Origin of the sequence: Bacillus sp. JJ1773, assembly GCF_036962035.1 — a bacterium.
Classification (GTDB): domain Bacteria; phylum Bacillota; class Bacilli; order Bacillales; family Cytobacillaceae; genus Cytobacillus.
In genome coordinates, this window is record NZ_JBALNX010000034.1 from 60,842 (window position 1) to 75,697 (window position 14,856).

Annotated in this window: 12 protein-coding genes; 7 read left to right on the plus strand and 5 right to left on the minus strand. The window is 40.5% G+C overall.

Annotated features, from left to right (window positions below):
• The 3 genes from V7127_RS09585 to V7127_RS09595 all read right to left on the minus strand — a co-directional run bounded on the left by V7127_RS09585 (position 1) and on the right by V7127_RS09595 (position 2,591).
• Complete coding sequence (locus V7127_RS09585) at positions 1-930, minus strand: ABC transporter ATP-binding protein (protein ID WP_335346063.1); 930 nt, start codon at positions 928-930, stop codon at positions 1-3.
• 688 nt (positions 931-1,618) lie between these two features.
• A complete protein-coding gene (locus tag V7127_RS09590) occupies positions 1,619-2,083 on the minus strand; it encodes a phage tail protein (RefSeq protein ID WP_335485260.1) in 465 nt (154 codons plus the stop codon).
• Positions 2,084-2,105: 22 nt separating this feature from the next.
• Positions 2,106-2,591, minus strand: a complete 486-nt coding sequence (locus V7127_RS09595; protein WP_335346060.1) for a GyrI-like domain-containing protein — start codon at positions 2,589-2,591, stop codon at positions 2,106-2,108.
• Positions 2,592-2,706: 115 nt separating this feature from the next.
• On the opposite strand from V7127_RS09595, the gene V7127_RS09600 reads away from it, so the two are divergent.
• Positions 2,707-3,669, plus strand: coding sequence for a helix-turn-helix transcriptional regulator (locus tag V7127_RS09600; protein WP_335354057.1), 963 nt, complete (start codon positions 2,707-2,709; stop codon positions 3,667-3,669).
• 283 nt (positions 3,670-3,952) lie between these two features.
• Here the strand turns inward: V7127_RS09600 and V7127_RS09605 are convergent, their stop codons facing one another.
• Positions 3,953-4,669, minus strand: coding sequence for a hypothetical protein (locus tag V7127_RS09605; RefSeq protein ID WP_335346058.1), 717 nt, complete (start codon positions 4,667-4,669; stop codon positions 3,953-3,955).
• Between the two features lie 531 nt (positions 4,670-5,200).
• Here V7127_RS09605 and V7127_RS09610 point away from each other — a divergent pair.
• From V7127_RS09610 to V7127_RS09625, 4 genes are all read left to right on the plus strand, one after another.
• Complete coding sequence (locus tag V7127_RS09610; RefSeq protein WP_335485263.1) at positions 5,201-7,690, plus strand: beta-glucosidase; 2,490 nt, start codon at positions 5,201-5,203, stop codon at positions 7,688-7,690.
• A 712-nt stretch (positions 7,691-8,402) separates the two neighbouring features.
• The gene (locus V7127_RS09615; protein ID WP_335354058.1) at positions 8,403-9,500 is read left to right on the plus strand and encodes a serine hydrolase domain-containing protein; all 1,098 of its coding nucleotides are present in this window, start codon (positions 8,403-8,405) and stop codon (positions 9,498-9,500) included.
• Between the two features lie 543 nt (positions 9,501-10,043).
• On the plus strand, positions 10,044-11,144 hold the full coding sequence (locus V7127_RS09620) for a metallophosphoesterase (RefSeq protein WP_335354059.1): 1,101 nt from the start codon (positions 10,044-10,046) through the stop codon (positions 11,142-11,144).
• A 131-nt stretch (positions 11,145-11,275) separates the two neighbouring features.
• Positions 11,276-12,523, plus strand: a complete 1,248-nt coding sequence (locus V7127_RS09625) for a TerD family protein (protein WP_335347409.1) — start codon at positions 11,276-11,278, stop codon at positions 12,521-12,523.
• Between the two features lie 144 nt (positions 12,524-12,667).
• Here the strand turns inward: V7127_RS09625 and V7127_RS09630 are convergent, their stop codons facing one another.
• Positions 12,668-13,327, minus strand: a complete 660-nt coding sequence (locus tag V7127_RS09630; RefSeq protein ID WP_335354060.1) for a hypothetical protein — start codon at positions 13,325-13,327, stop codon at positions 12,668-12,670.
• A 470-nt stretch (positions 13,328-13,797) separates the two neighbouring features.
• On the opposite strand from V7127_RS09630, the gene V7127_RS09635 reads away from it, so the two are divergent.
• A complete protein-coding gene (locus V7127_RS09635; protein WP_438823992.1) occupies positions 13,798-14,442 on the plus strand; it encodes a VTT domain-containing protein in 645 nt (214 codons plus the stop codon).
• Between the two features lie 196 nt (positions 14,443-14,638).
• The gene (rhuM, locus tag V7127_RS09640; protein WP_335485272.1) at positions 14,639-14,728 is read left to right on the plus strand and encodes a RhuM family protein; all 90 of its coding nucleotides are present in this window, start codon (positions 14,639-14,641) and stop codon (positions 14,726-14,728) included.
• Positions 14,729-14,856: the final 128 nt, after the last annotated feature.

The following is a 14,856-nucleotide window of genomic DNA, read 5'->3' on the forward strand; positions in this document are numbered from 1 at the left end:
TTAATCCCTCCACTCCTTACCGGTATAAGCGATAAAGACATCTTCAAGACTCATTTCGTGAATCGAAACTTGCTCGACTTGATATTCCTTGTCTTTTGTAAATTTAAATAGGTCAAAAAGTAAATCCTCGGGTTTAATGGTCCATAGCTTAAGTGCGGCGTCTTCACGTACTGTCCGTGTCACAGAATCAAGAGCTTTTGCAAAAAGCTCTGCATCATGGGCGGCTTTCTCTCCATCAAGGAAGGATAATCGAACCTCTCTTTCATTTGTTAATTTTTCTATTAATGCGGAGGGGGAATCCAAGATTACGACCAACCCCTGGTCAACGATGCACACCCTGTCGCTTAGTTTTTCCGCTTCTTCCATGTAATGAGTTGTGAGAATAGTCGTTTTCCCTAATTTCTTAAGCTCAAGAATGATCTCCCAAACATTGCGTCGTGCCTGGGGATCGAGTCCGGTTGTTGGTTCATCAAGAAATACGACTTCGGGATCACTAATCATGGCAAGCCCGATTGCAAGTCGTTGCCGCTGACCGCCAGATAGTTTCTTGACTTGATTCTTTCGGTGCTCGGTCAGATTTACCAATTTGAGAATTTCCTCAGTTGACCGTGCCTTATCGTAAAATGAAGCAAATAGATTCAAATTTTCTTCAGGGGTCAATAAGTCAAACATGGCACTAGATTGCGGCTGTACACCGATTTTTCTTTTAATGGTTATTGCGTGCTTGTTCCAGTTCAATTCGCCAAACTGTATTTCTCCATGATCAGGCGTAACCAAGCCTTCAATCATCTCAAGTGTTGTTGTTTTTCCTGCCCCATTTGGTCCGATGATGGTAAAAATCTCTCCTTCTTTTACAGAAAAGCTAATATCTTTAACGGCTTGAATGGAACCGAAGGATTTTTTTAAATTCCGAACCTCTAAAATATTCATAGTCACATCACCTTTCCTTGAAAACCAGCCATTTTCACAAAAGTCCCAATTCAAAAAATATTACCAAGTTATTCCTATGTTGTTGAATATTAAAAGATTCATGAATTTCAGAGAAAACTCAGGGCTGGATTAGCAACGGTGGAGAATCCCTTCTTTTGACGAATTCTTTTTCTTCATTTGTAGAATTAATTGCCAATGCAGAGTATTTACATGGAGCCTCTAGTGGCAGGCTCCTGAGGGTCAGAAGCCAAGTACCTTTAAGGCTGGGCTATGCTGTTCTGGAGCATCTCGCTAGGGACGGTTACAACGTGAAATAGATAGGATTGAAGAAGTATCATAAGGATGAAAATGAAGCATCTTGTAAGGTCACTAAAAAAAGAGGTTCAAATGAATGAAAACTGGAAGGAGGTTAAGAAGATAACCTTCTGGTTTCCCTCAGACAATGCTTTACCATCTCGTAAAGTGAGCAGAACCGTATCATAAGTAAATGAGGCTTTGCGAAAAAAGTAACAGCACCTTCTAATATGATAGAAAGGTGCTGCTTTGTTATATGATATTTATTGCATGAATGGTCATTTTTGCTTTTGCAGCAAATTTGGTACAATCAGGATTTTCATATCTAAATGAAGAAAAAGAGTGACCAATTATAAAAGATTGATGAATTACTTCTCTTTCACTTTTACTTACTTTAATATTCTCCTTTAATTACAAAAAACGAGCCTCGAATTGTTCCAGCTAGTTTAGACTTCTGCCTAGCAAACTTAAACTTCCCTTCTAATTCCTGTGGTACCTCCATCCCCTCAGAAAGCTTAAAACCAACAGCCCGCTTCTTAGAGCCATCAACCGTATACATGACGTTGACCGAAAGACCATCCTCATAAAAGACGTAGGCCATTTTGATATTTTCCACTTGAAAACGCGATGTTTCTAAAGGTTTGGCTGCAAACTCAATATCACGTTCTTCTTTCAAAATTCGGTTCACATAATCAAGGGTCTCCTGGCTTTCGCTAGCTGGTACAACCGTAAATTCATGCTTGTATTTGTTCATAAAGTAACGGGCTTCATTTGCACGTAAACCAGCGAGCGCTTCTGCTACAGGTGAAGACTCTAAACCAATTGTAGACACATTTTTAAAATCAACGATATAGTGCATTTCCAACCTTCCTTTTATCTCATTATTTCCTAACTACAGGAATCCACATTTCACCATAAAAGACTCCGTTTCGCTGCTCCATCACAACCGCTGCATTAGGTCCACCAACATAGGCAACATTGTTTGCTTCTTGTAAGGCTTGACCAAAAGCAATACCAGTAACTTTATTACTCAATTCATCTAAAGTATTACCTTCCCCTTTAACAACTAAGTATTCACCCTTAGGAAATTGGATAACTCTAGTTTCTCCTAGTTCTGGTGCCGCTGCCTCTGTCATGACGCCAGCATAATGCATCATCTTGTTATTCACGGCTTCGTTCACGATAAAAACGTAGTCGTTTGTGGCTATCGCTTTTAAAGTATCTAGCCTTCCATCTTGGCTGACGGCCTGCCAAAAGTCTGCCTTTTCCTTGTTTATACCTGCATAGTCCCTGTAGTCGCTCTTAAGCTCAGTTCCAGTGCCTAAAACGGTAAAGCTGTCTTTTTCTTCTATAGTGTAATTTGCCATGTGCAAAACCTTCTTTCTTTTTAATTTATATTAATCAAATGATTTGTCTTTTCACTTGATGAGTTTATAATAGCCTTAAATCATGTCAAAAAATGATACTGTTTAGGGGATCCCGATGAAAAAAGTTGAACGGATTAATACTATCATGCGGTATATCAACAACCGCGCCCGCTTTACAATTTCTGAAATCATGCGAGAATTTAATATCTCCCGTTCGACCGCTATTAGAGATATCAGAGAAATTGAAGCCATGGGGATGCCGCTTGTTGCTGAAGTTGGAAGGGATGGGGGTTATATTGTCATGAACAACTCTGTCCTTCCCGCTGTTCGCTTTACCGATAATGAGATTAAAGCTCTTTTTATTGCCTTTATGGCCACAAGAAATCAACAACTCCCTTATCTTAAGAGTCGTCAGTCTTTAGCTGAAAAATTACTTGGCCTCATCTCAGAAAACCAGCAAGATGACCTTGTTCTTTTAAATCAAATCTTGCTTTTTGAAGGGACAAACCCCAATAATCCCGACCTGCTTGATTTGTCGGACCTACCCGATCCAATGTTAGAAAAACTCATCCAAATCCTCCTTTTGGATAGCTATTTGTTGATTACAATCAAGGAAGAGAAGATAACAAAGTCTTATTCAATTTATCTCTTGCACCTTTATCATGAAAAAGGCGTTTGGCTGATTGAAGGCTATGACTTAAAGGATGAAGAGAGGAGGATTTTCCCTGTTGACAATCTCACCAATGTTAAACCATACCCTGCGAAAAAAAGAATAAATAAGAAAAAGATTTTAGAAAAACTAAGTAAGGAGGAAGAAGTAGTTAACCTTGTCCTTGATCTTGGTCCAAAGGCGATTGCCCAGTTCAAAAAATACCATCCTTTAAAAATTTCCATTTCCTATACGAATCCTTACCAAACCACAGCCATTCTAAAGACCTTTATCAATGTTAATAATCCCGAAGAATTGACTGAAATAACAAATTGGCTTCTTTTTCTAGGTGGGGATATCAAGGCTAGGGAAGTGCCAGAAAAAGTTTTAGAAGTTATACAAGGGAGATTATCCTTATTTTGCCCATAAGTAGTTCCAGTTAAAACCCAAATAATTATGGGCTTGGCCAACTGCCAGTTACCCTTTATTTTCGCACACCCAAAAGAGATGGGGGGTTCCGAATGTTGGTAATAGTTTAAAAGGGTAATAGCACTTTTATCAGTACTGTTCCTTATTCATTTTATTAAAAAAGGTTTAATCTTATTTAGATGTGTTACGGGGAACCGTATCATAAATAGAGGCGTTTTTTTATAGCTAGAAGGAAAAAAATGATCGGCTGTTAAGGTTTTGCCGCCTATTAGGCAGCAGAACCTTACCCGCGCCACACAGGTTTCTCCGTTTTCTTAATAAGTTTGGATTTCCTTATTGTTTCATACATTTTTTTGGTTAGAAATATGGCAAAGAGATCGTTGCCACCGTATAAGGAGTATAGCCTTTCATTGGATCCGGCTTCATGTAAGAGCAAATTCACAACGGAAAAGGTTCTATTTGTAGCCAACTCCCATAAAACTAAATGGTTGTCGATTTTGTCATCCAAAATTAAGAACCTTTTATGATTAACAATAATCTCATAAGTATCTCCAGTATGAGATTGTTCGTAGCTCTCGATTGTAATACCTTCTTTTATTAGAAAAGGTGCAATTTCTTTAAAAAATTGACCAATGAACCCTTCAGCTAAATCCTCGGCATCGGACTTATACATTCTTTGTGTTTCATTCCAAAAGAGATAGCCTGTTTTATTTGACCTTTTTTTCAGTTCTTCGACAAGTTGATTATCGGCATGTTTATAAAATCCCAAAGCCTCTAATTCTGTTAACAATGACTTGATTCTCTTACTTCGACTCCAAGTCAGAATCCTTTTGGCAAATTTATTAAAGAAATGCCATATATCTTTTTTATAAATTCCTATTAACCTTACAATAAAGTAGATAAGCAGGAACATTAAAACGAACCCCATGTTTGTTTCATCCCCAATTCTACATAAATGCTTCCCGGCTAGTAATTCACCACTTAATTTTACATTTAACATATATACAAGATTATCCTGCTTCTTTACCCAAAGTATTTTTAAAAATAAAATGCCGCTTAAACAGGTGAGGTGAACCTTATCATAAGTAAATGAGGTTATAGGAACTTGGGAATTCCATCATGCAAATAAGAGGCAATACTTATTTCATTCATTACATGCCATCTTCGATTGGACTCCCAAATATTATATTAAAAAAGTTTATTTTATAAAAAAAGTTCTTCCAGCCTGTTTCAGTATATTTAGAATAATGCTCATTTAAATTTATTTATTTTGATTGTTTATTTGGTATATCAATGATTTTCTCAGTGTTTTAATACGTTTTCAGGACTTTACGATTATTACTAATCTCGTGGTTTTTGTTAGTGATCTGTAATTAACCGTTAATACTAGCGTAATAGTTTTTCTCTATACTGATATACTTAATCGGTTAGTAAGGGAGAGAATACGATGATAAAACGAATTATTTAAATACTAATAGACAAATAGAGAGTGAAGGAGATTAAGATGATAAAACGAATTAATTCAATTTTTTTGACAGCAACGATCTTTATGTCTTCGTTAGTAATTCCTGTTAATGCGGAGAACGGTGGAACGGAAGGGACCAAACCTTGGATGAACACCCAGCTCCCTGCTGAAGAGCGCACCGAGCTGCTTCTCGATGAGATGACGATGGAACAGAAGATCCAGCAAATCGCCATCTCGCGCTTCAATGAGAACGACACCGGTGAGACGGTCGTCATCAAAAGGGGCGGTACTAGCAAGTATATGAACGGCGAATTCGAGCCACAGGGTACCCTGCCCGGATGTGAGTGGCAGGACACTGGCCGACAAATCCGTGGGATCGAGGAACTGGGCATCCCCACAATCCGCATGACCAACGGTGGTACAGGCGTTAAGGGCGGATCGTGTGGCAATGACCCGGTAGCAACGGGCCTTCCATCTACCCCGGCTATGGCAGCGACATTTGACCGCGAGCTGAACTATGAGGTTGGCCGAATCCTCGGCGAGGAGACACGGGCTTTCGCGCATCACGTGTTGCTCGGACCGGGAATGAATCTCATTCGTCACCCGTACAATGGCCGTAATTATGAGTACTTCAGTGAGGACCCATATCTGACAGGTATCTTAGCGACCGAGCAGGTCAAGGCCATCCAGGACCAGGGGGTCCAGGCACAGCTTAAGCACTTGGCTGGTAACGAGCAGGAGACTGAGCGATGGACGATGGGCGTCCAAGTTCCCTCAAAGGCCATGAACGAGCTTTACATGTTGCCATTTGAGATGACCGTTAAGGATGCTGACCCGGCTTCGGTGATGTGTTCGTTCCCGGATGTCAACGGCACCTTTGCCTGTGACAGCTCTGAATTACTCCAAGATGCCCTACGCAACAACTGGGGCTTCGATGGTTACGTTATGAGTGACCGTCGCGCAATTCACGACACGGTGGCTGGCATTAAGGCGGGCATGAATGTTGAGCTCGACTGGGCACCGCAGTACTACACTGAAGAGAAGATCCAGGAGGCACTCGACTCAGGTCAGGTGACCGAGGACGACATCGACAATCTGCTTCGTCCGCGTTACATCAAGATGATCCAGTTTGGCCACATGGATGAGCCTTACGACAAGTTCCTGCCGGAGATCGTCGATCCGATGGCTAATGGCGCTAGCGCATTGAAGATAGCTGAGGAAGGGTCCGTGCTGTTGAAGAACGACAACGGTTTCCTTCCACTGGACGGCGAGCCGAAATCGATCGCTCTGATCGGCGTTGAGTGGTTCGCTGGTGAGGCCAAGATGTCTCCGCGCTCTGTTCGGGACAACAACGAGAACGTCGTGACACCGTACACGGTCACTCCACAGGAGGGCCTAGAGAATGTCATCAAAGAACTTGGCTACGACACCGAAGTGACGTACAACGATGGCCGTGACCCGGAGGCTGCTGCCAAGCTGGCCGCTGAGTCCGACGTCGTGCTACTCATGATCGGCGATAACCCACATGAGACTGTGGATCGTAAGACACTCGGCTTCCCTGCCATCGACCTCGACACGAACCCGGACAGAGAGGACTGGGTTGAGCAGGAGCCGATGATCGATGCAGTCCTTAAGGCCAACGCTGAGAACACCGCTGTGGTACTGAAGACTTCCGGTACGGTGCTCATGCCGTGGTTGGATGAGGTCCCAGCTGTCCTTTCTGCGTGGTTCCCGGGCATGGAGGATGGCAATGCCGTCGCTAACCTGCTCTACGGTAAGGTCAATCCTTCCGGCAAGCTGCCGATGACGTTCGGTGCCACTGAGCGTGAGGCCGCATTCGCGACCGAGGAGCAGTACCCTGGAACCCGTCAAGACACTGGCAAGCCAGGTGGCCCGGGCCCGTACGGTAACGGTTCCGACCAACTAATTGCCAAGTACACAGAGGGCCTTGAGATGGGCTACCGCTGGTACGAGGCAAACAACGTGAAGCCGGTCTTCCCGTTTGGTTACGGCTTGTCGTACACTACTTTCGAATATGATGACCTTAAAGTGAAGAAGGTCCAAGGTAAAGGCTCGTTGTCCGGTATTGACGTGTCCTTCAAGATCAAGAACACAGGTGACGTTGCCGGTAAAGAAGCAGCACAGGTCTATCTGACCCTACCAAACGAGGCAGGGCAGCCGACTAAGCGCCTTGTTAACTTTGAGAAGGTTTACCTTGAGTCTGGTGAGAGCAAGCAGATGACTCTGCGTATTAACCATGCTGACTCAAACCACCCATTCTCCTATTTCATTCCGGAAGAACCGGACAACTTGGCGAATTGGGCTGACGGTCAGTGGGCAACTGTTGACGGAAAGTACCGCGTGCATGTCGGTGGTTCCTCAGCAGACACTCCGTTAGAAAAGGATGTCCCGTTGAACTTCAAACACAGCAAGGACAACAGCAAGGGGAACGGAAACAACGGAAACAACGGAAACAACGGAAACAACGGAAATAATGGTAACAATGGAAATAAAGGAAATAACGGGAATAACGGAAACAACAACTCCCAACGTTAGGCCTCTGGCCATGGGATGACGTCTGCGGCCTGGTAGGGGTCGTCAGGCATCCCGAATATAGTGAGCCCGCGGGCCTCGGCGTGAATCGCCGAGCTCGCGGGCTCACTGCTTTTCTCGACACCTCCATGGGCGACGAGAGGAACGAAAAGTGTCAAGGAAGGATGTGAAAAGTCTGATGAAGGGATTAGTTCGGGACAGTCGGCGCGGTAATCTAAGTACTTATATATTCTAACTAGATTATATAAGTAATACGCTTAAGGCTATTTATTGTTTATATACTGATTAGTATTAGTATAAAACTATATTATTTTAGACCGCTGAAGAGCGGTCAATCACCCTATTGGCTTGTCATAGCTTAGGGTAATTTTTTTATCCATTTAATGATAGGTTTGTTTTTACTTTTTCGCTTGTCTAGGTTTTAGTCTTCTTGCGAACATTTACGTCTTCGGTCTCCTAAAGAGCACATCATAGGGCAGGGGTTACCTAAGTTGCCTATATCCTCTTACGACACTCCTTCCATTGGGGTTTTCAAATTATACTGAACTGTCTTGTAAATATAGGTTGTTTAAATTGCAAGTGTTTCAATTAGGGCTTTCCGTCATGGATATGAATGGTATGCTTCCTGAGCATTTTCTGGGAAAAATGTCATAATGGCTGCCCGAATACGTAAAAATGAAAAAGAGTAGATGCATAAAAAGAGGGAGATGGGGAAATGGAGAAGGCGAAGGTGCAAATGGAAATTGAACAATTTTTCAAGAAAAGAGTAGAAAAAGACCCCAAAATTCAAAATGCTTATTTGCGTGTTCATTCAGAGAAGCATGGGGTTGATTTCAAAATGGCTGCTGGAGAAGAAGCTATCCACCCCGAACAACCATTTTATATTGCTAGTATTAGTAAACTGTTTACGTCCGTATTGTTTGGACAGTTAGTCGAACAGGGGCAGTGTTCATACGAGGACAAAATTTCAAAGTATTTGGATGCTGAAATATTAACGAATCTGCATATTTACAAAGAGAAGGATTATTCAAACGAAATCAAAATCAAACATTTATTAAATAATACCTCTGGCCTAAATGATTTCGTAGAGGATAAGCCGGTAACAGGAAAGTCAATGCCTGACTTGCTTGTTGAAGAACCAAATCGAATATGGACTCCGCTTGAAGTGATCAATTGGGCGAAGGAGAACATGGAAAACCATTTTCATCCAGGAGGAGGATTCCATTATTCCGATACGGGATATCATCTATTGGGATTTATTATTGAAAATATCACAGGGTTGCCTTTCCATGAAGTGCTGAGAAAGAACATTTTTGAACCTCTGGGTATGAAACACTCCCATTTCTCTCGTACTGAACCAATAGAAAAGAGTCCATACGAAGTAGCGAAGTTTTATATTCGTCAAACAGACATGACCAATAATGAGAGCCTGAGCATTTTGTATGCTGGCGGCGGTGTCGTATCCACTACTGGTGACTTGTTAAAGTTCATGAAAGCATTAGTGAATGGTCAGATACTAAAGAAAGAAACTCTTGAAAAAATGAAAAGTGACTGGGGTAAATTCTTTTTAGGAATTGATTATGGGTATGGAGTGATGAACATAAAAACGGTTCCTGTGTTAATGCCAGCAAAGTATAACTCTTGGGGGAATGCCGGCTCTACCGGTTCGTTTATGTTTTACCACCCTGTGATGGATGCATATATCATCGGAACTTTAAACCAATTTGGATATGGTCAAAAAGGAATTAGGTTAATGCTTCAATTGACGGATAAACTTCTAAAAGCTACAAAAAAAGCTGAGGCATTATTGTAAAAGAAGCAGGGAACGAAATGCCCTTTGTAAGGACATTATATAAAAGAGTTTAGCAATCTAAAGAAGATGATTCTACTATTGAACGAGGGAACTGAAAAACCCCCAATATATTGTAATTTGGTTAATGACAGGGCTGACAAACAGTCCTGTTTTTTATTCGACTCTCTGCTCAATCATCCCTGAAACCTCATCAGTAGAAAAAACATTACCTTCTACGATGTCCTTTTTGGCTTGTAATTTATTAAAGGTTTTTTTACTATTTTATTTGGAAATCGTCCTTTTCATAATTACTAGCCAAAATCTTTTGTATGATTTACAATATCCCCCATTTTCTAATTCATGTTACTATTAAATTAGGAATTTTTATGGAGGATTAATCTTGAAAACTATATCCGAAGAGGTTATTCGTTTCCGAGAGAAATGGCGAAAGTTAATTAACTCTGAAATTGAATACTACTTGATAAATCAAAATGAAAGAACTAGATTATTTACTTATTAGGGTAACTTCAGGATTACCTCATTCGTGGATTAGGAGAATGAAAAATGTTTATGATTATAGGTATCATCGCCCTATTAATCTATGTCGGGTTGGTATATTATATCGGCTGGCGTGGATACCGTTGGCTGCGTCCGGAAAAATCATCACGAAGGTTTAAAACACTTTACATCATGGTAGTAGCCATTTCAGCTGCTTCCTTCATTATGGGTCGTATTTCTGGTATTACACTTCTCAGCAAGATAGGCGCATACTGGATGGCCATCTTTTATCTGCTTCTCCTGTTAGTACCAGCTGCCCATATTTCTGTGATTGTGCTGCGCTTAACTCGTTTGTCACGCACTGGGACGCAGAAGTGGGCAGGAAGAGTGATATTGGTTCTAACGATTTCCTTCCTTATTTATGGTACTTATAATGCATATAATCCACTTGTTCGTTCTTTTTCAATCCAGATAGAACAAGGTACATCATCACTTGATTCACTAACTATTGCAATGGCCGCGGATACGCATTTTGGGTTACTGTCTGGTAAAGATCATGCGAAACGTCTAGTTAAAGAAATCAATGGGATGGAACCGGATATAATCCTATTGCCAGGAGATCTAATTGACGATGATATTCAGCCTTTCGTGGATCAGGGGATCGATGAGGTTTTGTCCGAGCTTCATGCCCCCTATGGTGTATATGCCACTTTGGGTAACCATGACCGGCATAACGGTACGATGAAGGAATTAATTGATACAATAGAGCGAAGTGGTATCAACGTACTTTATGATGAAGCTGTCACAATAAAAGACCAACTTACATTGATTGGGCGAAAAGACCGCAGAGATCCCGATAGATTGGAATTGAACCAGATCATGAAGGGGGTTGACCTTTCTAAACCTGTGATTCTGCTTGACCATCAGCCATATGACTTGGATATTGCTCAAAAAGCGGGTATAGACTTGATGTTGTCGGGTCACACTCACCATGGCCAAGTTTTCCCAGGTAACTTAATTACGGATTCAATTTATGAGAATGCATGGGGGCATCTTAAGAAAGGAAGCATGCAATCGATTGTAACAGAAGGTTTTGGCTTCTGGGGTCCGCCGATCCGGATCGGAACGAGGTCAGAAATCGTGAGAATTCAGGTGAATTTTGAATAACGACAACTGATGCTGGGCGACAAGAACATGTCCCATTAAAGGCCGTGTAAATCTCAGCTTTTTGTGATTGTACGCTAAGGGCGTAATTGGAGTTAGGTAATCAATGCATAGATAAGAAAGGATTGGTTTAAATGAATCAACTGCTTCAGATGGGAGCAAACACTGTTTTAAGTTCTCCAAAAGGGAATGTTACTGTTAGCTACGAAATTTCTAATTCGATAGATATATCCTTAACAGCTTTTCTTTTAACTGATTCAGATAAGGTACAAGGAGATAGCGGAATTATATTTTATAATCAACCAACGAGCTCTTCTGGTGTAGCTACCCTTATACCATCTGAGAATGTAGGTAATACAAAAGTACATAAAATTAATTTTGACATGAGTAAAGTCCCTGCAGGTATTACTAAAATAGCTATTACGCTTACTGAGGATAATAGCAAGGGTTTTTCAAATGTAAAGAATTTAAAGGCAGAGATATGTACCGATGATAACAGAATCCAATTAACCCCATCCAGCTTCAAAAATGAAAATGGAATAGTAGTATTAGAATTATATATACGGAATGGCCAAACAAAGGCAAGATCAGTATGGCGCGGATTTGATTCTGGTCTTGAAGGTTTATGTAAAAATTACGGTGTTGAGGTTGAAGCGGATGAGCAAAACAAGCCTTCCGAACCTAAAACTATTCAAAAACAAACTCCAAAAGAACCTGATAAGATCCTAACTGTTCCTGGAAATAATAATAGTCAAAACACGTTGTCAACGATAAGCCTTGAAAAGGTAAAGGGTAAGGTAAGTCTCGAAAAAGGCCAAAAGCCAGTTATCATTGAGAAAACACCCGAGATTACGGCTACAGTATCTTGGAAGACTGGGACAGATTATGATATTTATGCTTTAGTCTATACAAAGGATGGTAAGCAGATAGATGTAGCGATGTTTGGGGCTGAGGGAACACCTCCCCTCTACCGGTATGGAAACGGGGCAGTGGAACATATGGGGGATGTTGGGAGAAGCGGTTGGTCAACGAAGACAGAAATAATTAAATTAAGGTTAACGGATGATATCCTCGCAGTGGTTCCTGTGGTTTATTCTGCTCAGTCAAATGGAACAGGCTCATTCTACAGATACAAGGTATCCATGAGTATAGATAATCATAGCGGAACCTCCGTTACCATATCCTCCAAGAATGCAAATAACAATGATCGAATTTATACATGTGTGCCCGGAATACTTCATAATACGCCAAATGGAGTTATTATTAGTCCATTAGAGCTTTATAGTAAGCAAAACTCAGAGTGTAGGCCTAAACTTAAGATGGGGTCTTCAAATATGGTAGAAGTTTTAATGGATAAGGGACCAAAAAATGATTACAAGTAGACAAGAGATATGAATCTGAAAATCCGCTAGTTTAATGGCGGGTGAACCGAACCATAAGTAAATGAAGTTTTAACTTTTCCCAACTTTAAACAAAGGTTGGGATTTTTATTGTTTTTTATGAGGGAACTTTTCATTCCCAGTCCTTCAACTGTATATTTTTTTATCTTGATAAGCCTTTGTAGCAAGCAGGGCTAGTATTAATACGAATTCAGCTATATTATGTAAGGCATCAGTTTTTAAAAAGTGGATCATTGGTGTGAGGCACATAATCAAGGTTCCGATAAAATACCATGGCCATTTTTGCTTTATCCAGATCATAATTGATGTGACGACTAACACAATAGAGACACCAATGATCATGAAGGGAGGAAAGTTTCCTGCTCCTACATTTTTATAGCTTAAGACACCATACTTCATAGTAGGTTCTAGGGAAATTCCCCTGACCACTGTAACGAATTCAATGATAATCAAACAAAGTGTCAATAAGACAGCGAGCCATGGGACGATGCCTTTTTTTGCCCATTTTAGATTTGCCTTTACTAAAGTATTCCAGGCAAATAGGACGAGCAAGGGGGTGATAAGGGCATGCAAATAGTATCGGGTTAGGTTTAATGCCCTCAGTAAGTCTCCCTCTCCAATGTATTTCCCCAGTGCTAGGATCCCATTATCATAGAGTAAAGCCAGAATAACCATCAGTAGTACATTTCCAATATCAGCCCAACTGTGCCATTTTGCTAACAGGACAACTACTGCGAATAGAATTAGGTATGCGATGGTAAGTAATGAATAGATGACAGTATCCATGATCCGCTGCCTTTCTAAATAAAGATAGAAATAGAAATAATAAGCCTATCTTATTGTATAAATAAAAAACTTATTTTATTCAAAAATCTTCGAAGGAGTAGGCATGTTCGGATATAATCTCCATAAACCAGTTTACTCAGATATTCTATAAGTGATTTCGTATTTTAACTGTCGATCTTCCGTTAATAAACTATATGTATATGGATCTAACAAGAAAGTGAAGTAAGTTGGTCGCAGATCAATAATACAAATGGAAAAAATGGTATTCCTAAGGCATGCTAACAGCTTTTAAATTTATAATGAGATAGGATACATTGGTGTTCTTTCGAATCTACCGTTTCGAACAACTCGTAGTCGTTAAGTGATGAGCAGTTCAAGTGTTTTGTGATAACATATATAGGTGAAAATGAAAAAGACTACATTACTAAGTCAGATTACCTGATGAGAAAACTATGAAAGTGGGAACAAATTTGACAATAATTCAAAATATCATTGATTTCATCCTACATATTGATGAACATCTAGTTGAAATCATCAAAAACTTTGGCGGATGGTCATATGGAATCGTATTTTTAATCGTATTTGTGGAAACGGGAATTGTAATTTTCCCTTTCTTACCGGGTGATTCTTTATTGTTTGCTAGTGGTGCTCTTGCCGCGATGGGGGCATTTAACATTTTTTTACTATTGTTTGTCTATTTTTTCGCGGCGGTAATTGGGGATACTGTCAATTATCATATCGGTAGTAAAGTAGGGACAACCATCTCACATGGAAGTTTAATGGGGAGATTGATTAACCAAGATAAAATGATGAGAGCTGAGGCTTTCTTTAATAAGCATGGAGGAAAAACAATTGTGATCGCCCGGTTTATGCCATTTATTCGCACGTTCATTCCTTTTATTGCAGGGGCGAGCAGGATGAACTACCGATATTTCTTGATTTATAATGTGGTTGGTGCCGCAGTATGGGTAGGCATCTGTACGATCTTAGGCTATTTTTTTGGCAATATCCCAATTATCAAAGACAACTTTTCAACGGTTCTCTTAGCAATTATCTTCATTTCTGTGCTGCCAGCCATTATCGGGGTGATTCGGGGGAGATTGAAAAAAGGATGACGGTTCCAAAGATGTGGACTCCGCACTTAGAATAGTCACGTAGAACAGTATCATAAGTAAATGCGGTTTTTCTGAGAACAGATACAGCACCATTCCACTACTTGTGGGAGGTGCTGATTTGATTTGATGGACATTTGTTACACAGAGGCCTGTTTTGATTTATTAGGAATCCTAATTTTTTTCTTCAATTTATAACATTGAAATGATTATCGCTATTGGCTATCGTGTTCGCTCCCACCGAGGTACACAGTACCACCAATGGACAACAGAGCGAATAAATGAATAAATAACATTTTCGTGAAAAAGACCCTACAGAAATCACCACGGGTCATGATTTTTAATCTTGCTAGTCAAGAAATATTTAACAGTTATGGCCGGTCCCTTTTTTACCCGTCCCTTTCTTACCAGTCCCTT

Coding starts and splice junctions, on each gene's coding strand:
- V7127_RS09600 (WP_335354057.1), top strand. CDS start 2,707: ATGAAAAAAGTTGAACGGATTAATACTATCATGCGGTATATCAACAAC.
- V7127_RS09625 (WP_335347409.1), top strand. CDS start 11,276: ATGAATCAACTGCTTCAGATGGGAGCAAACACTGTTTTAAGTTCTCCA.
- V7127_RS09595 (WP_335346060.1), bottom strand. CDS start 2,591: ATGGCAAATTACACTATAGAAGAAAAAGACAGCTTTACCGTTTTAGGC.
- V7127_RS09630 (WP_335354060.1), bottom strand. CDS start 13,327: ATGGATACTGTCATCTATTCATTACTTACCATCGCATACCTAATTCTA.
- V7127_RS09615 (WP_335354058.1), top strand. CDS start 8,403: ATGGAGAAGGCGAAGGTGCAAATGGAAATTGAACAATTTTTCAAGAAA.
- V7127_RS09620 (WP_335354059.1), top strand. CDS start 10,044: ATGTTTATGATTATAGGTATCATCGCCCTATTAATCTATGTCGGGTTG.
- V7127_RS09590 (WP_335485260.1), bottom strand. CDS start 2,083: ATGCACTATATCGTTGATTTTAAAAATGTGTCTACAATTGGTTTAGAG.
- V7127_RS09585 (WP_335346063.1), bottom strand. CDS start 930: ATGAATATTTTAGAGGTTCGGAATTTAAAAAAATCCTTCGGTTCCATT.
- V7127_RS09605 (WP_335346058.1), bottom strand. CDS start 4,669: ATGTTAAATGTAAAATTAAGTGGTGAATTACTAGCCGGGAAGCATTTA.